Below are 18,116 nucleotides of genomic sequence, written 5' to 3'. Positions count from 1 at the left end.
ATGACGACGCGTGTGGCCATCGTGGGCGGTACCGGCAAACTGGGCGGGGTGATCCGCGAGGTCGTCGAGGCCGAGAACGGGTACGAGGTCTCGGCGATCCTGACCTCGACCTCCGACCTCAGCGAACTCGACGGCGCCGACCTGGTCGTCGATGCCTCGACCCCCGCCGTCTCGATCGATGTCGTGCGCGCCGCGATCGAGCGCGGCATCAACGTGCTCGTCGGAACGTCGGGCTGGTCGAACGAGCGCATCGCCCTCGTCCGCTCGCTCGTCGAAGCCAGTGGCACGGGTGCCGTGTTCATCCCCAACTTCTCGCTCGGATCCGTCATCGGCAGCGCCCTGGCGGCCGCGGCCGCCCCGTTCTTCCCGTCGATCGAGATCGTCGAGGCCCACCGCGAGACGAAGATCGACTCGCCGAGTGGAACCGCCGTACGCACCGCCGAGCTCATCGCCGCGGCGCGCGCCGAGGTCGGTCCCGTCGACTCGCCGCACGTCGACCAGCGCGCACGGGGTCAGCGGGTGGCCTCCGTGCCGATCCACTCGCTGCGGCGACCGGGCGTGGTCGCTCGCCAAGAGACCGTGCTGTCGGGGGCCGGTGAGTCGCTCACGATCGTGCACGACACGGTGGAGCCCGCCACGGCCTATGCCCCCGGCATCCGCATCGCCCTCGCGGCGGCGCGCGAGGCGCGGGGCGTCATCGTCGGGCTCGACAGCTTCATCGACATCGGCGTGCGCACCCGCCCGATCGAGCCGGGGGCCCCGATCGCCGACGGCGACGTCTCGGGCCAGGTGGCGGGCGCCACCAGCGCATGAAAACGCGCATCGCCGTCGCCGTGATGACGGTGCTGCTTCTGCTGTACGTGGTCCTGGCCGGACAGCGGGCGATCGTGCTGCTCACGAGCGGCGACGGGGTCGGGATCGCGATGGGCGTCGCGCTCCTCGTGCTTCCGCTGCTGGCGCTCTGGGCCATCGGCCGGGAGCTGTGGTTCGGCGTGGGCGCGCAGCGCCTGGGGGAGCGCCTCGATGCCGAGGGCGGGCTGCCCGACGAAGACCTGCCGGTGCGTCCCAGCGGGCGCATCGAGCGCGAAGACGGCGACGCCCTCTTTCCGCAGTACCGCGCCGACGTCGAGGCGCACCCCGAAGACTGGCGGGCCCGATACCGCCTGGCCCTCGCGTACGACGCGGCGGGTGATCGACGCCGTGCCCGCGAGTCGGTGCGCACGGCGATCCGACTCGAGGGCGCGGAGCGCCGCGCGCGCTGAGTCGCAGCCGGGGCGCCGACGGCGCCGCGACCGCACCGCGCCGGGCGAGAAGCACTGCCCGGCGCGGGCGTCTCAGGCGGCGTCGTGGGCGGGGACGGCCGAGGCGACGGCCTCGTCGACCGTGCGGTGCGTGAAGGTGAAGCCGTCGTTCTCGAGGGCGGTCGGACGCACGTCGGCGTCAGAGGTCAGCAGCGCCTCGGTGGCGTCGGCGCCGAGAGCGAGCTTGACGCCCCAGATCGGGGCGCGCAGGGCGTAGGGCCGGTTCATGCGTCGGGCGAGGGCGAACCCCAGATCGTTGGCGGTCGCCCGCGTGGGACCGGTGAGGTTGACCGGGCCGTCGAGGTCGGAGTCGATGACGTGCCGGATGGCGCGTACCTCGTCTTCGAGCGTGATCCACGGCCACACCTGAGTGCCGCGGCCGATGGGGCCCGAGATGCCGAGCTTGGTGAGCAGCAGCAGGGGCTTGAGCACCCCCTGCTCGTGCACGACGGGAGCCGTGCGCAGGAACGCGACGCGAGCCTTGTCGCCCGCCCCGCGCGCCGCGGCCTCCCATTCGACGCAGATGTCGACGAGCAGACCCCGACCCGAACGGGCCTCCTCGGTCAGTACGACGCCGGGCTGCGAGCCGTAGAACCCGGTGGCACTCGCGTTGATCAGGGCCGGAGCGTCGTCGCCCAGCGCGCGTACGGCCGCGGCGAGGGTGCGCGTCGGCGTGATGCGCGACCACAGCAGCTCGCTCTTGTACGACGGCGTCCAGGGGAAGTGTCCGATCGATGCGCCGTTCAGGCACACGACCGCGTCGGCTCCGGCCAGCACGTCGGGATCGAGCGGGGCGGCGTTCTGGAGCCACTGCACCTCGTTCGCGTCGCGCGGCTCGTGTCGGACGAGAGCGGTGACCTCGACGCCGTCGGAGCGCAGCGAATCGGCCAGAGCGGAGCCGATGAGGCCCGACGCGCCGGCGATGACGACGCGTCGGGCCGAAGACTCAGGCAAGCGTGGCCTCGAGGGTGATGTCGATGCCCGCGAGCGCCTGCGACACGGGGCAGTTGGCCTTCGCGTCGGCGGCGATCTTCTCGAACGTCGCGGCGTCGAGACCGGGCACGACGGCGTTGACGTTCAGGTGGCTGCCCGTGATGCCGGTGCCGGGCTTGAACGTGATCGACGCGGTGGCGTCGACCGACTCGGGAGGGGTGCCGTTCTCGGCGAGGGCGTTCGACAGCGCCATGCTGAAGCACGCCGAGTGCGCACCGGCGAGAAGCTCTTCGGGGGTCGTGACCGAGTTCGACCCCTCGCTGCGGGCCTTCCAGTTCACACCGAAGGTGCCGATGCCGGACGAGGTGAACGTCACCTCACCCGAACCTTCGAACAGGCTGCCCTTCCAGGCTGTGGCTGCTTCGCTCGTGACGGCCATGGGGACCTCCATCATCACGCGCGGTCCGGATCGACCGCGACGCGGCCAGCCTAACGAGGGTCTGCCACACCGCTCGGGTCTTGACAGCCTCCGCGAAGGTGGCTGTCAGGCGGATGCCGTGCCCCGGCGCCCGATGAGGCCGACGCGCTGCAGAACGAGGTAGAGCTGGCAACCGAGGCACAGCCCGAACGCGGCGTTGAGGAAGGCGGCGACGAAGGCCATGGCGGCGGCGATCGGGAGGGCCCAGGGGACCCCGGCGAGGTGCAGGACGAGACCGACCGCGGTGACGAACAGGCCGACGCCCTGGGCGAACCGCGGGGGACGCGGGTCTTCGAACTCGGTCGGCGGCGACAGGCGCGGTCGGACGACCCGGCGGAAGAGCACACCCCAGGGGGCGGTGCGCGGGGAGGCGACCCCCCAGACGAACAGCAGGGCGATGACGAGCAGCAGGAGGAAGCCGGGGTCGACGATCCGCGCGCCGACCGAGACCTGCGGCAGCAGCCAGGTGCCGGGGGACGACGTCTCGTGCGCCGTCGCGACGCCGATCAGGCTGAGCACCGTGGCGATCAGCAACAGGACGGCGGTGATCGACGCGGCGAACCGGGGGCCGCGGACGTCGATGCGGGCGTTCTCAGACATGCGGGGCCTCTTCGTGCAGACGATCGAGTTCGGTTTCGACGACGGCGCGGGTCGGTGCGCCGGCGATACGGGTGCGGATGGTGCCGGTGCGGTCGAGCACGAGGGTCGTGGGGGTCTGGAGCACGCGGAACCGCTGGGCGAGGTCGGGGCGATGGGTGAGATCGACGTCGAGGTGGCGGACACCGGTGCGCTCGTCGGCGACCGCCGACAACAGGCGATGGACGCCCGGGCAGCGCGAGCACAACTCGGTGCTGAACTGCAGAAGGGTCGCGTCCTCGCCCAGGGGGCCCGTGCCGAGCGTGCGCGGGTCGATCGACTCGGCGGAGTCGACGGCGCGGACGCGCCCCTGACCGCGCCGCAGGAGCAGGCCCACCGCGGCGGTCGCCGCGAGAAGCGCGGCGGCGATCACGAGGGCGAGAGTCAGGTCCACGATCGTCAACGGTAGCCGCCGCCACCGACACCGGGGCGGATGAGTCGTCGCGTGACGGGAGTACCCCTCCTCCCCAGATGGCGGATGTCCGCGATGCCGTACGGGCACGGTCGTCGCGGGCCCCGCGCGGGTATCGTGAAGCGCGTGACCGCCGACATCCTCACCCCGTACGAAGACCTGCTGCGCGACGTGTTCGAGAACGGCACGCACAAGTCCGATCGCACCGGCACCGGCACCACGAGCGTCTTCGGCCGACAGATCCGGTTCGATCTCGCCGACGGGTTCCCCCTCATCACGACCAAGCGCGTGCACCTCAAGTCGATCGTGTACGAGCTGTTGTGGTTCCTGCGCGGTGAGTCGAACGTCGGCTGGCTGAAAGAGAACGGCGTCTCGATCTGGGACGAATGGGCCGACGCCGACGGCGAGCTCGGACCCGTGTACGGCGTGCAGTGGCGCTCCTGGCCCACCGCCGACGGCGGCACGATCGATCAGATCGCACAGGTCGTCGAGCAGATCCGGCGCGACCCCGACTCCCGTCGGCTGATCGTGTCGGCGTGGAATCCCGCCGACATCCCCGACATGGCTCTCGCGCCGTGCCACGCGCTGTTCCAGTTCTCGGTCGCCGACGGAAAGCTGTCGTGCCAGCTGTACCAGCGCAGCGCCGACATGTTCCTGGGGGTGCCGTTCAACATCGCCTCCTACGCGCTGCTGACCCTGATGGTCGCTCAGCAGACCGGCCTGGAGCCCGGCGAGTTCATCTGGACGGGCGGCGACTGCCACGTCTACGACAACCACCGCGCGCAGGTGCAGGAGCAGCTCACGCGGGAGCCGTACGCCCTGCCCACGCTGCGATTCGCCCGCACGCCCGACTCGATCTTCGACTACCGCTACGACGACGTGATCGTCGAGGGCTACCAGCACCACCCCGCCATCAGGGGAGCCGTCGCGGTATGACCTCGATCGGGCTCGTCTGGGCCGAGGCCCACGGCGGCGTCATCGGCGCCGACGGAGGAATGCCCTGGCACGTCCCCGAGGACCTCGCGCACTTCCGCGAGGTCACCGGGTCGTCCGACGTCATCATGGGTCGGCGTACGTGGGAATCGCTCCCGCCGCGCTTCCGGCCGCTGCCCGGCCGGCGCAACATCGTGGTGACGCGCTCCGACGACTGGTCCGCCGAGGGTGCCGATCGCGCGCTCTCCCTCGACGCAGCACTCGACCGCGCCGAGGGAGAGCGTGCGTGGGTCATCGGGGGCGGGCAGCTCTACTCCGAGGCGATCGGCCACGCCGACCGCATCGAGCTCACCCGTCTCGACGTCGCCGTCGACGGGGACACCCACGCTCCGGGCCTCGACGGATGGTCGCTGGTCGCCGCCACCCCCGTCGAGGGATGGCACGTGTCGCGCAGCGGCATCCGGTACCGCTTCGAGACTTACGAGCGCCGGGGCGCCTGACATGACGCGCACCGCTCTCATCACGGGCGCGAGCTCCGGTCTGGGCGCGGAGTTCGCCCGCCAGCTCGCCGCGCGCGGCGCCGACGTCGTGCTCGTGGGCCGCAATCGCGAGGCACTCGAGGCCGTCGCCGCCGACGTGCGTGCCGCGCACGGCGTCGGGGTCGAGGTCGTCGTCGCCGACCTTCTCGACGACGACGCCGTGGCCCTCGTCGAGAGGCGGGTGGCCGCGGGCGTCGACATCCTCGTCAACAATGCCGGTTTCGGACTCGACCTCGCGTTCGACGAGAACGCCGTCGACGACGAGGTGCGTCACCTGCGTCTGCACGTCGAGGTCGCCCTGCGTCTCACGCACGCCGCGCTGCCGGCGATGCTCGCGCGGGGGAGTGGACGCATCGTCAACGTCGCCTCGGTGGCGGGTTTCGTGCCGCGCGGCACCTACGGCGCGGCGAAGGGGTGGCTGATCTCCTTCAGCCGCTGGGCCAACGTCGCCTACCGTAAGCGGGGCGTCAGCGTCACCGCGGTGTGCCCGGGGTTCGTGCACACGAACTTCCACGAGCGTCTGGGCCTGCCTCCCGGCGAAGAGGGGGTGCCGCCGGGAATGTGGTTGACGGCCACAGACGTCGTGCGCGAAGGACTCCGCGATGCCGCGCGCGGACGCGCGGTGTCGGTACCGTCGCTGCGGTACAAGGTGCTGGTCGCCGCGTCGCGTCTGCTGCCCGACGGGCTGGTCGTGCGCGCCGCCGCCCGAGGGCGCTGAAACTCCCTGAGCCGCGGCCGGCTCGGGCCACCGCGACGGCCGGGTCGCTGCTCAGCGGAAGCGTCCCAGGTGGATGCCGGCGAACGCGAGGGCGGCGATCGTCTCGCCGTCCGAGACGGTGCCGTCGGCCACGAGGGCCAGCAGCTCCGCGAACGGGATCCATCGCACCTGGTCGATCCCCTCCTCGTGCTGGGACGCCGTGGCATCCGTCGTCTCGAGACCCCGCGCGAGGTACACATGCTCCGGGGCGTCGGCGATGCCGTTGAGGGCATTCATGCGGCCGAGGTAGTGCCACTCGGATGCCGTGACCCCGGTCTCCTCGAGGAGTTCCCGCTTCGCGGCCTCGAGCGGATCCTCGCCGTCGGAGCCGCCCGCGGGCACTTCGAGCGAACGCCCGGTCGTGTAGCGCTCGAGCTCGATGACGCACACGCGCTCGTCGTCGTCGAGGGCGATCACGAACACCGCCGGGTGCTGCACGCGGACGACCCCGTAGATGCCGTCGCCGTGGGGCCCCGTCACCTCGTCTTCGCGCACGTGGATCCAGCGGTTCTCGTAGACGGTGCGCGATGCGCGGGTGGTCCAGGCCATGAGGTCACCCTACGGCGCGGCTCGTGCCGTGGTTCAGATGCAGGAGCGGGCTGGGCGCGACGGCTCCATTCGCCACATCTGTGCGCAGGCGCACCAGCGATCATGCATATCGACCGCCCACCGCGCCCGCCGCCCGCCGGGCAGGCGGGGCCGGCGGGCGGGCTGTTATCCACAGCCGCGCCCGGAGGCGCCCGAGCGCGGGTCGCGCTCGGGCACGCTGCACGAGTGCGCACATCCACCGCCATCGAACTCGTGGCGCGAGCCGGGGGCGTGATGCGGCGAGCCGACCTGATCCGCCGCGGTGCCACGCATGCCGACGTCCGCCGATTCGTGCGGGGCGAGGTGTTCGAACGCCTGCGCGACGGCGTGCTCGCCCTGCCCGAGACCGATCCGCTCGTCGCGACGGCGGCGATGCACGGCGGATCCGTCGCGTGCGCCTCCGCCCTCCGCCGGTACGGGGTCTGGTTGTGGGAGGACGACGCGCGCGTCCACGTGTGGCTGGGCACCTCGGGTCGCCGCCACGGTCATCCCGGATGCCGGTGCGTCAACCACCACGATGCCGGGACTGCCTCGTTCGGTGTCGTGTCGATCGTTCAGGCTCTCGTGCAAGTGGCGACCTGCCTCGGAGACGAGGTCTTCTTCGCCGCCTTCGAGTCCGCATGGCGCAAGGGGCTGATCGATCGTGCACAACGGGCAGAAGTGAGGGCGGGACTGCGCGCTGGACGACGAGGGCTCGTCGACCTCGCGCGTCCCGATGCCGACAGCGGGCTCGAGTCGATCCTTCGGCTGCGGTTGAGTCGTCTCGGCATCCGCCTGGAGAGTCAGGTACGCATTCCCGGCGTCGGCGTGGTCGATTTCCTGCTCGACGGGCGGATCATCCTGGAGGTCGACGGCCGCGAGAACCATGACGGGGTGTCGCTGCGGCACAAAGATCTGCGCCGGGACGCGATCGCCGCGGCGCAGGGCTTCGAGACCTTGCGCTTCGACTATGCGATGGTGCTGCACGAATGGCATCTGGTGGAGGCGGCGGTCCTGGCGCGCCGCGCACACGCGCGCGGTGGTCGGTATGCATGACCGGCATCATGCAGCAGGGGCACTTCGACGCCCGATGTTCACTGCTGCCCCACCGATCATGCAGATGGACGCCGCGGAGAGCGGGCCGCGAACCGATATCCTGGGTGCATGACGCACTCCGGCAATCCCTTCGGTCAGGTGCTCGTCGCGCTCATCACCCCGATGACCGCCGACGGCGAAGTCGACTGGCCCGCCGTCGAGAAGCACATGGACGACGTCATCACCGCGGGCGCCGACGGCATCGTCGTCACCGGCACCACCGGTGAGACCTCGACCCTGACCGACCCCGAGAAGCTGCGTCTGGTCGAGGTCGGCAAAGACGTCTCGGCGGGCCGCGCCAAGATCCTCACGGGCGGCGGGTCCAACGAGACCGCGCACGCGATCGAGCTCTACAAGGCCAGCGAGAAGGCCGGCGCCGACGGCATCATGATCGTCACGCCGTACTACAACAAGCCCACCCAGGCCGGCATCCTGACGCACTTCCGTCTCGTCGCCGACGCGACCGACCTCCCGGTGATCCTGTACGACATCCCCGGCCGCACCGGTGTGCCCATCAAGTACGAGACGATCCTGCGCCTGGCGAAGCACCCCAACATCCTCGCGATCAAAGACGCCAAGGGCGACTTCAGCGAGGTCAGCCGGGTGCTCAACCAGACCGACCTCATGTACTTCTCGGGTGACGACGCCAACGTGCTGCCGCACCTGTCGATCGGTGCGAGCGGGCTCATCGGCGTGACGGCCAACATCGCCGCCGCGCCTTACCGCACGATCGTGGATGCCGTGAACGCCGGCGATCTCGCCACGGCCACCGCCGCACACCGGGGCCTCGAGCCGCTCGTGCGCGCCGTCATGACGCACGTGCCCGGCACGGTGGCCGCGAAGTACATCCTGCACGGCCTCGGGCGCATCGCCAGCCCGCGCGTGCGCCTGCCCCTGGTCGGCCCCGAAGAGTGGGAGGCCGCGGTGATCGAAGACGAGCTCGCCCTGGTCGCCGACGTCGCGGGTGCCGACTTCTCAAACTTCCGCCCCGACCGCAACGCGGCCGCCGGCGGTGCCCTGCCGAAGGTGCACGGCACCACGAGATAGACATGGGCGTCCGCCGATCCGCGGCCTGGGACGCCACACGAGGGGATGCCACGCGGTGGCATCCGAGGAGGCACTTATGCCCACGACTGTTTACGATCCCCCCGCACTCGCGCCCGGCACGCTGCGCGTGGTCCCGCTCGGCGGTCTCGGCGAGGTCGGACGCAACATGACCGTCTTCGAGTACGAGGGCAAGCTGCTCGTCGTCGACTGCGGCGTGCTGTTCCCCGAGGAGCACCAGCCCGGCGTCGACCTGATCCTGCCCGACTTCGAGCCGATCAGGCACCGTCTCGACGACATCGTCGGCGTCGTTCTGACGCACGGACACGAAGACCACATCGGCGCTGTTCCCTACCTGCTCAAGCTCAAGGGCGACATCCCCCTCATCGGGTCGGGACTCACGCTGGCGCTGATCGAGGCGAAGCTCAAAGAGCACCGCATCCGCCCCTACACCCTGACGGTGAAAGAGGGGCAGCACGAGAAGGTCGGGCCCTTCGACCTCGAGTTCATCGCGGTGAACCACTCCATCCCCGACGCGCTCGCCGTGGCGATCCGCACGCCCGCCGGCCTCGTGCTCGCCACCGGTGACTTCAAGATGGATCAGCTTCCGCTCGACGGCCGCATCACCGACCTGCGCGCGTTCGCCCGCCTCGGTGAAGAGGGCGTCGACCTGTTCCTCGTCGATTCCACCAACGCCGACGTCCCCGGGTTCACGCCCACCGAGCGGGCCATCGGTCCGGTGCTCGATCAGGTCATCGCGCGCGCTCCGCGCCGCGTGGTCGTCGCCAGCTTCTCGAGCCACGTGCACCGTGTGCAGCAGGTGCTCGACGCCGCGCACGCGAACGGTCGGCGCGTGGCATTGCTGGGTCGCAGCATGGTGCGCAACATGGGCATCGCCGCCGACCTCGGGTACCTCAACGTCCCCGACGGCGTGCTGATCGACTACAAGAAGGCCCGCGACCTGCCCGACGACAAGATCGTCTACATGTCGACCGGTTCGCAGGGCGAGCCCATGGCCGTGCTCAGCCGCATGGCCAACCTCGACCACGCGATCGAGCCGGGCGAGGGCGACACGATCATCCTGGCATCCAGCCAGATCCCGGGGAACGAGAACGCGATCTACCGCGTGATCGACGGGCTGACCAAGCTCGGCGCGACCGTCGTGCACAAGGGCAACGCGAAGGTGCACGTGTCGGGTCACGCCGCCGCGGGTGAGCTGCTGTACTGCTACAACATCCTCAAGCCCAAGAACGTCCTGCCCGTGCACGGCGAGTACCGCCACCTCATGGCCAACGCGAAGCTCGCGCGCGAGACCGGGATCCCCGAAGAGAACACGATCCTCGGCGAGAACGGCACGGTCGTCGACCTGCGCGACGGCGTCGCCCGCGTGGTCGGTCAGATCGACATCGGCTTCGTCTACGTCGACGGCTCGTCGGTGGGCGAGATCACGGATGCCGACCTCAAGGACCGCCGCATCCTGGGCGAGGAGGGCTTCATCTCGGTGATCGTCGTCGTCGACTCGGCGACCGGCAAGATCATCTCGGGTCCCGAGATCCACGCCCGTGGTTTCGCCGAAGACGACAAGGTCTTCGACAGCGTCAAGCCCAAGATCGCCGCGGCCCTGGCCGAAGCCGCCAAGTCGGGTGTCCGCGACAACCACGCGTTGCAGCAGGTCGTGCGCCGCACGATCGGTCGCTGGGTCAACCAGTCGCTGCGCCGTCGGCCGATGATCGTGCCGATGGTCATCGAGGCCTGACCCGCGTTCCGAAGCGCCGCCGGACGACCCTCGGGTTCGCCGGCGGCGCTTCGTCGATTCACCCGGCGCGGGAGCGGCGCGCCGCCGCTATCATTCGGGCATGCCCGGTCTCCCGATCCGCGCGGCCGTCGCCTCCGACGGCGCCTTCCTCGCCGACATGACGGTCGAGGCCGCCCTGTGGCGCGCGGGAGCGGCACGTGCTCGTCACGAGATCGTGAGCAGCCCCGAGTACCGCCGGTACATCGCGGGATGGATGCGTCCCGGAGACGCCGGCTTCATCGCCGAGTCGCCCGGGGGAGAAGCCGTCGGCGCGGCCTGGTACCGGATGCTGCCGCGCGACGAACCCGGATTCGGATGGGTGGGCACCGGGGTGCCCGAGCTGATCATCGGCGTCCGGCCCGTCTGGCGTGCCCACGGCGTCGGGCGCGCGCTCCTGCAGCGCCTCGTCGATCAGGCCCGTGCGCAGGGCTACGCCCGGATCAGCCTCAGCGTCGAGCGCGGGAACTACGCCGTCAGCCTGTACCGATCCGAGGGCTTCGCGGTCACGCGCCCCGGGATCGGACGCGACGTGATGGTGAAGCGCCTGGGCTGAACCCCGCGTCGGTGCGGGCGAATGTCGGGGGTCCCGCCTACCGTGGAGGCATGGCTCGCAGTTCGTCCCCCACCGGCGGTCGCGCCCCCGCGAAGGGGTCTCCGCGATCGAAAGCCTCGGCTCCGGCGCCGAAGCGCTACGTCGACGAGCCCGAGAAGCCCTCGGCCGCCGTCCGCGCCTGGATGGCGCTCGCCCACGGGGTGGGCGGGATGTTCCGCACCTTCGGCCCCGAGAACCTCGAGCGGGATCAGCGTCGAGACGGCTTCCCGTTCTTCCTCGTCGTGCTCGCCGTCGTCGGTGCCGTCGTGGAATGGTTCTTCATCGGGACCGAGGCGGCGGCGCTGATCAGCGCGTACAGCTTCGGGCTCCTCTTCGGGCGTGTCGCCTTCGTGCTCCCCGTGCTGTTGCTGCTTCTGGCGGGATGGCTCTTCCGGCATCCCTCCTCTGTCCACGACAACGGCCGGGTCGGCATCGGCTTCGGCCTGTTCGTCGTCACCGTGTCGGGCTTCTGTCACGTCGCGGGTGGCCGACCAGCCCCCAACGAGGGCGGACCGCCGGTCCTCAGCCGCGCCGGGGGGATCGCCGGCTGGATCGTCGGAGAACCGCTCACCCTGCTGACCGAGGTGGGCGCGTACATCGCCCTGTCCCTGCTGGCCGTGCTCAGCGTCCTCATCCTCACCAAGACGCCGCCCAACCGCATCGGCCGTCGCCTCGGCGACCTCTACGCCTGGATGTTCGGCGCCGAGCGCGTCGAGCGCGACGCGACCACCAAGGTCCTCCCCGTCGACGATCATGACGACGAGCCGGCCGAGAAGTCGCTGCCCTGGTGGCGGCGCAACAAGTCCGGTCGCGAAGAAGACACCGACGGCGCCCTGGGGTCGGACGACCTCACCACCCTGCTCAGCCCCGGCACCACGCAGGGCGGCTTCGAATCCGCGGTCGTGGCACCTGAGCCCGTCACCGCCCCCCTTCGTCCGCCGGTGCCGTCGACCCCCACGCCCGATGCCCTCACCGAGGTGTTCGACGCGCGCGCCCTCGCCGGAGCCGCCGCCGGTCGGGGGCTGCACGACGACTCGCCCGTCGACGACGCACCCGACCACGAACTGCCCGGCATCTCGGGCCTCGGCGGCGACAATGCGGGGGCCCCGCCCGCGGCGAACTACCGTCTGCCGGCGGTCACCGCGTTGGCCGCCGGAACCCCGCCGAAGGCGCGTTCGGCCGCCAACGACGCGGTGGTCAAGGCCATCGAGAGCGTCCTCGAGCAGTTCAAGGTCGACGCCCGGGTGACGGGCTTCTCGCGCGGCCCCACGGTCACGCAGTACGAGATCGAGGTCGGACACGGCGTGAAGGTGGAGCGCATCACCGCGCTCACCAACAACATCGCCTACGCCGTCGCCTCGAACGAAGTGCGAATCCTCGCGCCCATCCCCGGCAAGAGCGCGATCGGTGTCGAGATCCCCAACGCCGACCGCGAGATCGTCACGCTCGGCGACATCCTGCGCTCTGACGCGGCCACGTCGTCCACGCACCCGATGACGATCGGCGTCGGCAAGGACGTCGGTGGGGGATTCGTCGTGGCGAACCTCGCGAAGATGCCCCACCTCCTGGTGGCCGGCTCCACCGGATCCGGAAAGTCGAGCTTCGTCAACTCGATGATCACGAGCCTGCTGATGCGGGCCAAGCCCTCCGACGTGCGCATGGTGCTCATCGACCCCAAGCGCGTCGAGCTGACGTCGTACGCCGGCGTTCCGCACCTCATCACGCCCATCATCACGAACCCCAAGAAGGCCGCCGAAGCGCTGCAGTGGGTCGTGAAAGAGATGGACATGCGTTACGACGACCTCGCGTCGTTCGGCTTCCGTCACATCGACGACTTCAACAAGGCCGTCGTCAACAACGAGATCACGCTGCCCGCGGGCAGCGAGCGGGTGCTCAAGCCGTACCCGTACCTGCTCGTGGTCGTCGACGAGCTCGCCGACCTCATGATGGTGGCGCCCCGTGACGTCGAGGACTCCATCGTGCGCATCACGCAGCTCGCCCGTGCGAGCGGCATCCACCTCGTGCTCGCCACGCAGCGTCCGTCGGTCGACGTGGTCACCGGTCTCATCAAGGCCAACGTGCCCTCGCGTCTCGCGTTCGCCGTGACGAGCGTCACCGACTCCCGCGTCATCCTCGACCAGCCGGGTGCCGACCGTCTCATCGGTCAGGGTGACGGGCTCTTCCTGCCGATGGGGGCCTCGAAGGCCGTCCGCGTGCAGGGGGCGTGGGTCAGCGAGCAAGAGATCGAGAAGGTCGTCGCGCACGTCACCCAGCAGGCGCGGCCCGAGTACCGGTCCGACGTGCAGGTGGCCGCCGAGAAGAAAGAGATCGACGCCGACATCGGCGACGACCTCGAGCTGCTGCTCGCTGCGGCGGAGCTCGTGGTCTCGACGCAGTTCGGGTCGACCTCGATGTTGCAGCGCAAGCTCCGCGTCGGCTTCGCGAAGGCCGGCCGCCTGATGGACCTGCTCGAATCCCGAGAGATCGTGGGACCGTCCGAGGGATCGAAGGCCCGCGACGTGCTCGTCACCAACGAGCAGCTTCCCGCGGTGATCGCTCGTCTGCGCGGCGACGACGCCCCGTCGGCACCCGCGCCGGCAGCGGCTCCGTCGGCGGCATCGGCCCTCGCCGATGACGACCGCTACGGTACCGATGCCATCGCGTCTCAGTACGATGGCCTCCCGGTCGTCGAGAGCGACGACGACGAAGGCTCGGAAGACGCCTGGCAGCTGACAGGACGCGACTGATGGCAGTGCACCCCCAACTCCCCAATGCGATCACCATCGCGCGCATCCTGTGCGCGCCGGTGTTCCTGTGGTTGCTGCTGGCCGATGACGGACGGGGCGGAGGACTCCGGTGGGCGGCCGCGGTCGTCTTCATCGTCGCGATCGCGACCGACGGCATCGACGGGTACATCGCCCGTCGGTACGACATCGTCAGCGATCTCGGCAAACTCCTCGATCCGATCGCCGACAAGGCTCTGACGGGCGTGGCCTTCGTCGGTCTGTCTCTGCTCGGCGAACTGCCCTGGTGGGTGACGATCATCGTGCTGATCCGAGAGATCGGCATCACGATCTACCGCTTCATCGTCGTCAGCGACCACGTGCTGGCGGCCGCATGGATGGGCAAGCTGAAGACCGTGGCCCAGGCCGTGGCGCTCTCGATCGCGTTGGTTCCGTTCGCCGGTCTGTCCGACGCGAGCGCGTGGCAGAACACCGTCTGGTGGGTGAGCGTGATCACCATGACGATCGCGGTCGTGCTGACCATCGCCTCGGGCCTCGATTACGTCGTCACCGAGATCAGAGCGGCGCGCAAGGGCCGAGTCGCCCGATGATCGACGGCGTTCCCGAGGACTTCGACGAGACCTTCGTCCGGGACCCTCGTGAGAGTGCGGCGTCGTTGATCGAGCGGCTGGTGGAGCTGGGGTGGACCGTCGCGGTCGCCGAGTCGCTCACGGGTGGGCTCGTGGTGTCGTCGCTGGTCGATGTGCCGGGGGCGTCACGCGTCGTGCGGGGCGGAGTCGTCGCGTACGCGACCGATCTGAAGCACAGCGTGCTGGGCGTCGATGCGGCTCTGCTCGAGGCGCACGGGGCCGTGCATCCCCGCGTGGCGCGCCAGATGGCTCGCGGTGTCCGTGACGTGCTCGGCATCGATGGCGCGGCGGCTCAGGTGGGGATCGCGACCACCGGCGTCGCCGGTCCCGACGAGCAAGACGGACAACCGGTGGGTACCGTGCACATCGCCGTCTCCACGCCCCTGGGAACGCGAGTCGACTCGCTCGTGATCGCGGGAGATCGTGATCGCATCCGTCACGAGACGGCCCACCAGGCGATCCGACGGGCTCTGGCGGCGCTGTGACGGCGACTCGCGACCGGACGCCGAGACCGTCCGCGAGCCGTCGCGAGAACCCGCCCGAATTCGCGGGAACAAATGGTCGCACATCCCGGTTTCGTCTAGCGATTCCCATCCGGTGCACAGCGCGCGGCATTAGGGTGACACAGACGGTGTTTACAGTTGTCCACCCGGACAGCGACGGAATCAGCAGTGAGGAGGGCCCGAAATGATCCTGGTTCGTCAAGAGATCGGCGAAGTCCTGCGTGACCTCCGCCAGCAGAAGGGTCGCACCCTCCGCCAGGTCGCGAGCCGCGCGAGCGTGGCCCTCGGGTACCTCAGCGAAGTCGAGCGTGGCCAGAAAGAGGCGTCGAGCGAGATCCTCGCCTCGGTGGCCGAGGCCCTCGACGTTCCCATCTCCACCATCATGCGCGAAGTCGGAGACCGACTTTCCGTCCTCGAGGGGCTCCAGACGTTCCCCGACGTCGTTCCCGACGAGCTCGTCGCATCGGTCGAACCCGAGCTCTCGCTGCGCTGAGCAGCCGACTCGTCGTCTTCCATGCGTCGTAGCGAGTTCGATCGCGCCGTGGCAGATGAATTCGGCGCACGCGGCGGCTCTCTGCTGACCGACCTCGTCCTGTCCGCGGTCGGCGGCCGCACGAGCGTCGACGCATTGGCGGCGGGAGTCGACCCGCGCGACGTCTGGCTGGCGTTGTGTGCCGAGACCGACGTGCCCGCCGACCGTCGGTACGGCGTCGGACGCCTCGAGCCGCGACGACACTGAGGTTTCGGGAGTCGGACACGCCGGGCGCGGCGGTCATCGAATCTTCGTTCGATTGTCGGTAGGCTTCTTCACAAGAGCGATTGCGACGCGTTCATCCCCATCGGGGAGGTTCTCCTCCGCCAATGTCGGAGGCCCTCCCTAACGTGGACAACGTCGAACGACACTCTGAACGCCTTGTCGGGCAGCCCCATCGTCGATGGGGAGCGCGACAGCCTATAGGCGACCGGAACGCGAGCAGAAAGTAGACGTCATGCCCTCACCCGCAGAGCGCGAAAAGGCCCTCGAGTCAGCCCTTGCCCAGATCGACCGGCAGTTCGGAAAAGGCTCGGTCATGCGCCTGGGCAGCGACGACCGTGCGCCCATCGCGACCATCTCCACCGGTTCCGTCGCCCTCGACGTCGCTCTGGGGATCGGCGGACTGCCCCGCGGCCGCATCATCGAGATCTACGGCCCGGAGTCCTCGGGTAAGACCACGCTGACCCTGCACGCGATCGCCAACGCGCAGCGCGCCGGCGGCATCGCCGCGTTCATCGACGCCGAGCACGCGCTCGACCCCGAGTACGCCAAGAAGCTCGGCGTCGACATCGACGCGCTTCTGGTCTCGCAGCCCGACACCGGTGAGCAGGCGCTCGAGATCGCCGACATGCTGATCCGTTCCGGAGCCATCGACCTCGTCGTCATCGACTCGGTCGCCGCTCTCGTGCCCGAGGCCGAGATCAAGGGCGAGATGGGCGACTCGCACGTCGGTCTGCAGGCTCGTCTGATGTCGCAGGCGCTGCGCAAGCTCACGGGTGGGCTCAACACCACCAACACGACCATGATCTTCATCAACCAGCTGCGCGAGAAGATCGGTGTGTTCTTCGGCTCGCCCGAGACGACCGCCGGGGGTAAGGCGCTGAAGTTCTACGCGTCGGTTCGCCTCGACATCCGTCGTATCGAGACGCTCAAGGACGGCACCGAGGCAGTCGGAAACCGCACGCGCGTCAAGGTCGTGAAGAACAAGATGGCTCCGCCGTTCAAGCAGGCAGAGTTCGACATCCTGTACGGCGTGGGCATCTCGCGAGAGGGCAGCTTGATCGACTTCGGTGTCGAGCACGGCATCGTCAAGAAGTCCGGGGCCTGGTACACCTACGACGGCGAGCAGCTGGGTCAGGGTAAAGAGAACGCCCGAAACTTCCTGATCAAGAACCCCGACATCGCCGGAGACATCGAGACGAAGATCAAGAACAAGACGGGCATCGGCGCACCTCCCGTTGTCGCCGAAGCTCCCGCTGACGACGAGCTGGCTGCCCGCCGCCCGGCCTGATGACGGAACACGAATCGGGTTCTGGTCTTCGTCCGTTCAGACGGGCGGGCGGCGACCAGAACCCTGACGATGTAGACGACCGAGGGCTCGGCGCCGTCGACGCGGGCTCCGTCGGTGAGGTCGCGTCGAGCGACGAGGCCTCGCTCGGCGTCGACGACGCACGGGGTGCGCGGCCGGCGCTGCGCGCCCTGGACGACGACACCCTCGCTCCCGTCATCCCGCTCTTCGGAAACGGCGGAGCGAAATCGGCTCCGCACCCCTCGCGAGGCGCATCGGACGATGCTCCCGCCGGATCGTCGTCCTGGCGCGACCGGAACGAGCACCCGGCGCAGCGCGGCTCACGAGGATCAAAACGAGGGTTGTCACGAGTCGACGACCCCGGCGACGCCGACGAGGGGCTCGCACCCGAAGAGGCTGCGCCGGGCCCCGACGAGATCCGCGAGCGCGCCGAATCCGTGTTGCTACGCAAGCTGAATTCCCGCTCGCTGTCGTTGTCCGAGGCGCGGACGGTTCTGCGCGGTGTCGACGGTGTCGACGACGCGATCACGGCCGAGATCATCGATCGCTTCCTCGACCTCCGCTATCTCGACGACGCCTCGTTCGCCGAGCAGCTGGCCATGTCGGCGACCGAACGTCGTGGGCAGGGTCGTCGTGCCGTGGCCGAGACTCTGCGCAAGCGCGGCATCTCGCGCGATGTCGCCGAGGCGACGATCGCCGAGATGCCCGACGACGACGCCGAGCGGGCGTTGGACTTCGCGCGATCGAAGGTGCGGTCGGTGGGCGGCAAAGACTTCGACACCGATCTGCGCCGCCTGGTCGGCCAGCTCGCGCGACGCGGTTACCCGTCATCGGTGGCGTTGACGGCGGCGCGGACGGCGCTCGACGAGGCCGGACTGGGTCGCGGTCGTTCGACGTTCCGGTCTTCGCCGTCGACGAGCGTTCGTTTCACACCCGACGACTGAGGCCCGCGCGTCGCCGGGCGGGTCCCGGACGCCGGATGTCGGCGGACCCGCTCAGCGCCCCCGGCGCGCCCGCTTACCGCATTCCGGCCTGCCGGCTTGCCGCTTTGCGGCGTACCGGTCACCGCACCGCGGCGTACCCGGTCACCCCACT

The 18,116-nt window shown here is 69.8% G+C and carries 21 protein-coding genes; 16 read left to right on the top strand and 5 right to left on the bottom strand.

The window, feature by feature from the left end; genetic code table 11:
• Positions 1-813, top strand: coding sequence for a 4-hydroxy-tetrahydrodipicolinate reductase (gene dapB, locus BJP65_RS03575; RefSeq protein WP_070408229.1), 813 nt, complete (start codon positions 1-3; stop codon positions 811-813).
• The gene (locus BJP65_RS03570) at positions 810-1,262 is read left to right on the top strand and encodes a hypothetical protein (protein ID WP_070408228.1); all 453 of its coding nucleotides are present in this window, start codon (positions 810-812) and stop codon (positions 1,260-1,262) included. The genes dapB and BJP65_RS03570 overlap by 4 nt, the downstream gene beginning before the upstream one ends.
• Positions 1,263-1,334: 72 nt before the next feature.
• Here BJP65_RS03570 and BJP65_RS03565 read toward each other — a convergent pair whose 3' ends face one another.
• The 4 genes from BJP65_RS03565 to BJP65_RS03550 form a co-directional block, all read right to left on the bottom strand.
• Positions 1,335-2,255, bottom strand: a complete 921-nt coding sequence (locus tag BJP65_RS03565) for a TIGR01777 family oxidoreductase (RefSeq protein ID WP_070408227.1) — start codon at positions 2,253-2,255, stop codon at positions 1,335-1,337.
• On the bottom strand, positions 2,248-2,673 hold the full coding sequence (locus BJP65_RS03560) for an OsmC family peroxiredoxin (RefSeq protein ID WP_055835097.1): 426 nt from the start codon (positions 2,671-2,673) through the stop codon (positions 2,248-2,250). The genes BJP65_RS03565 and BJP65_RS03560 overlap by 8 nt, the downstream gene beginning before the upstream one ends.
• Positions 2,674-2,778: 105 nt before the next feature.
• Positions 2,779-3,312, bottom strand: coding sequence for a DUF4395 domain-containing protein (locus BJP65_RS03555; protein ID WP_070408226.1), 534 nt, complete (start codon positions 3,310-3,312; stop codon positions 2,779-2,781).
• A complete protein-coding gene (locus BJP65_RS03550; RefSeq protein WP_055835104.1) occupies positions 3,305-3,742 on the bottom strand; it encodes a thioredoxin family protein in 438 nt (145 codons plus the stop codon). The genes BJP65_RS03555 and BJP65_RS03550 overlap by 8 nt, the downstream gene beginning before the upstream one ends.
• A gap of 93 nt (positions 3,743-3,835) precedes the next feature.
• Here BJP65_RS03550 and BJP65_RS03545 point away from each other — a divergent pair, with 93 nt between their 5' ends.
• From BJP65_RS03545 to BJP65_RS03535, 3 genes are read left to right on the top strand one after another with little or no spacing between them, the layout of a single operon-like run.
• Complete coding sequence (locus BJP65_RS03545; RefSeq protein ID WP_055937062.1) at positions 3,836-4,696, top strand: thymidylate synthase; 861 nt, start codon at positions 3,836-3,838, stop codon at positions 4,694-4,696.
• The gene (locus tag BJP65_RS03540) at positions 4,693-5,193 is read left to right on the top strand and encodes a dihydrofolate reductase (protein WP_070408225.1); all 501 of its coding nucleotides are present in this window, start codon (positions 4,693-4,695) and stop codon (positions 5,191-5,193) included. Before BJP65_RS03545 ends, BJP65_RS03540 begins: the two co-directional genes overlap by 4 nt.
• Before the next feature lies 1 nt (position 5,194).
• A complete protein-coding gene (locus BJP65_RS03535; RefSeq protein WP_070408224.1) occupies positions 5,195-5,950 on the top strand; it encodes an SDR family oxidoreductase in 756 nt (251 codons plus the stop codon).
• Positions 5,951-6,001: 51 nt separating this feature from the next.
• Here BJP65_RS03535 and BJP65_RS03530 read toward each other — a convergent pair whose 3' ends face one another.
• Entirely contained in the window at positions 6,002-6,538 is a 537-nt protein-coding gene (locus tag BJP65_RS03530; RefSeq protein ID WP_070408223.1) for an NUDIX hydrolase, read from the bottom strand.
• Between the two features lie 102 nt (positions 6,539-6,640).
• On the opposite strand from BJP65_RS03530, the gene BJP65_RS03525 reads away from it, so the two are divergent.
• The 11 genes from BJP65_RS03525 (at position 6,641) to BJP65_RS16750 (ending at position 17,965) form a co-directional block, all read left to right on the top strand.
• Positions 6,641-7,612 (top strand): endonuclease domain-containing protein, encoded by a 972-nt coding sequence (locus BJP65_RS03525; RefSeq protein WP_156784800.1) that lies wholly within the window; start codon positions 6,641-6,643, stop codon positions 7,610-7,612.
• Between the two features lie 108 nt (positions 7,613-7,720).
• The gene (gene dapA / locus BJP65_RS03520; protein WP_055937074.1) at positions 7,721-8,698 is read left to right on the top strand and encodes a 4-hydroxy-tetrahydrodipicolinate synthase; all 978 of its coding nucleotides are present in this window, start codon (positions 7,721-7,723) and stop codon (positions 8,696-8,698) included.
• Between the two features lie 76 nt (positions 8,699-8,774).
• The gene (locus BJP65_RS03515; RefSeq protein ID WP_055835128.1) at positions 8,775-10,451 is read left to right on the top strand and encodes a ribonuclease J; all 1,677 of its coding nucleotides are present in this window, start codon (positions 8,775-8,777) and stop codon (positions 10,449-10,451) included.
• A 100-nt stretch (positions 10,452-10,551) separates the two neighbouring features.
• Positions 10,552-11,043 (top strand): GNAT family N-acetyltransferase, encoded by a 492-nt coding sequence (locus BJP65_RS03510; protein ID WP_070408222.1) that lies wholly within the window; start codon positions 10,552-10,554, stop codon positions 11,041-11,043.
• Between the two features lie 50 nt (positions 11,044-11,093).
• Positions 11,094-13,829 (top strand): DNA translocase FtsK, encoded by a 2,736-nt coding sequence (locus BJP65_RS03505; RefSeq protein WP_055937082.1) that lies wholly within the window; start codon positions 11,094-11,096, stop codon positions 13,827-13,829.
• Entirely contained in the window at positions 13,829-14,416 is a 588-nt protein-coding gene (gene pgsA, locus BJP65_RS03500) for a CDP-diacylglycerol--glycerol-3-phosphate 3-phosphatidyltransferase (RefSeq protein WP_055835138.1), read from the top strand. Before BJP65_RS03505 ends, pgsA begins: the two co-directional genes overlap by 1 nt.
• Positions 14,413-14,940: a CinA family protein gene (locus BJP65_RS03495; RefSeq protein WP_055835141.1), complete on the top strand. Its 528-nt coding sequence runs from the start codon at positions 14,413-14,415 to the stop codon at positions 14,938-14,940. Before pgsA ends, BJP65_RS03495 begins: the two co-directional genes overlap by 4 nt.
• A gap of 202 nt (positions 14,941-15,142) precedes the next feature.
• Positions 15,143-15,451 carry a helix-turn-helix domain-containing protein gene (locus BJP65_RS03490; RefSeq protein ID WP_055835145.1) on the top strand — a complete coding sequence of 103 codons (309 nt, stop codon included), beginning with the start codon at positions 15,143-15,145 and terminating at the stop codon, positions 15,449-15,451.
• Between the two features lie 21 nt (positions 15,452-15,472).
• Entirely contained in the window at positions 15,473-15,697 is a 225-nt protein-coding gene (locus BJP65_RS03485; RefSeq protein ID WP_055835152.1) for a DUF3046 domain-containing protein, read from the top strand.
• 250 nt (positions 15,698-15,947) lie between these two features.
• On the top strand, positions 15,948-17,003 hold the full coding sequence (gene recA / locus BJP65_RS03480) for a recombinase RecA (RefSeq protein ID WP_055835155.1): 1,056 nt from the start codon (positions 15,948-15,950) through the stop codon (positions 17,001-17,003).
• Between the two features lie 359 nt (positions 17,004-17,362).
• Positions 17,363-17,965 (top strand): regulatory protein RecX, encoded by a 603-nt coding sequence (locus tag BJP65_RS16750; protein WP_181015972.1) that lies wholly within the window; start codon positions 17,363-17,365, stop codon positions 17,963-17,965.
• Positions 17,966-18,116 lie beyond the last annotated feature (151 nt).

This window comes from Microbacterium sp. BH-3-3-3 (assembly GCF_001792815.1).
Classification (GTDB): Bacteria; Actinomycetota; Actinomycetes; order Actinomycetales; family Microbacteriaceae; genus Microbacterium.
The sequence above is the reverse complement of the archived record's forward strand: the minus strand, read 5'-3'. Positions and strand labels throughout refer to the sequence as shown.

What these genes read in the sequence shown, in the direction of transcription:
- BJP65_RS03485 (WP_055835152.1), top strand. Translation starts at nt 15,473, where the DNA reads ATGCGTCGTAGCGAGTTCGATCGCGCCGTGGCAGATGAATTCGGCGCA.
- dapA (WP_055937074.1), top strand. Translation starts at nt 7,721, where the DNA reads ATGACGCACTCCGGCAATCCCTTCGGTCAGGTGCTCGTCGCGCTCATC.
- BJP65_RS03490 (WP_055835145.1), top strand. Translation starts at nt 15,143, where the DNA reads ATGATCCTGGTTCGTCAAGAGATCGGCGAAGTCCTGCGTGACCTCCGC.
- BJP65_RS03515 (WP_055835128.1), top strand. Translation starts at nt 8,775, where the DNA reads ATGCCCACGACTGTTTACGATCCCCCCGCACTCGCGCCCGGCACGCTG.
- dapB (WP_070408229.1), top strand. Translation starts at nt 1, where the DNA reads ATGACGACGCGTGTGGCCATCGTGGGCGGTACCGGCAAACTGGGCGGG.
- BJP65_RS03510 (WP_070408222.1), top strand. Translation starts at nt 10,552, where the DNA reads ATGCCCGGTCTCCCGATCCGCGCGGCCGTCGCCTCCGACGGCGCCTTC.
- BJP65_RS03535 (WP_070408224.1), top strand. Translation starts at nt 5,195, where the DNA reads ATGACGCGCACCGCTCTCATCACGGGCGCGAGCTCCGGTCTGGGCGCG.
- BJP65_RS03495 (WP_055835141.1), top strand. Translation starts at nt 14,413, where the DNA reads ATGATCGACGGCGTTCCCGAGGACTTCGACGAGACCTTCGTCCGGGAC.
- BJP65_RS03560 (WP_055835097.1), bottom strand. Translation starts at nt 2,673, where the DNA reads ATGGCCGTCACGAGCGAAGCAGCCACAGCCTGGAAGGGCAGCCTGTTC.
- BJP65_RS03570 (WP_070408228.1), top strand. Translation starts at nt 810, where the DNA reads ATGAAAACGCGCATCGCCGTCGCCGTGATGACGGTGCTGCTTCTGCTG.
- BJP65_RS03530 (WP_070408223.1), bottom strand. Translation starts at nt 6,538, where the DNA reads ATGGCCTGGACCACCCGCGCATCGCGCACCGTCTACGAGAACCGCTGG.
- recA (WP_055835155.1), top strand. Translation starts at nt 15,948, where the DNA reads ATGCCCTCACCCGCAGAGCGCGAAAAGGCCCTCGAGTCAGCCCTTGCC.
- pgsA (WP_055835138.1), top strand. Translation starts at nt 13,829, where the DNA reads ATGGCAGTGCACCCCCAACTCCCCAATGCGATCACCATCGCGCGCATC.
- BJP65_RS03540 (WP_070408225.1), top strand. Translation starts at nt 4,693, where the DNA reads ATGACCTCGATCGGGCTCGTCTGGGCCGAGGCCCACGGCGGCGTCATC.
- BJP65_RS03555 (WP_070408226.1), bottom strand. Translation starts at nt 3,312, where the DNA reads ATGTCTGAGAACGCCCGCATCGACGTCCGCGGCCCCCGGTTCGCCGCG.
- BJP65_RS03505 (WP_055937082.1), top strand. Translation starts at nt 11,094, where the DNA reads ATGGCTCGCAGTTCGTCCCCCACCGGCGGTCGCGCCCCCGCGAAGGGG.
- BJP65_RS03545 (WP_055937062.1), top strand. Translation starts at nt 3,836, where the DNA reads ATGCCGTACGGGCACGGTCGTCGCGGGCCCCGCGCGGGTATCGTGAAG.
- BJP65_RS03525 (WP_156784800.1), top strand. Translation starts at nt 6,641, where the DNA reads ATGCATATCGACCGCCCACCGCGCCCGCCGCCCGCCGGGCAGGCGGGG.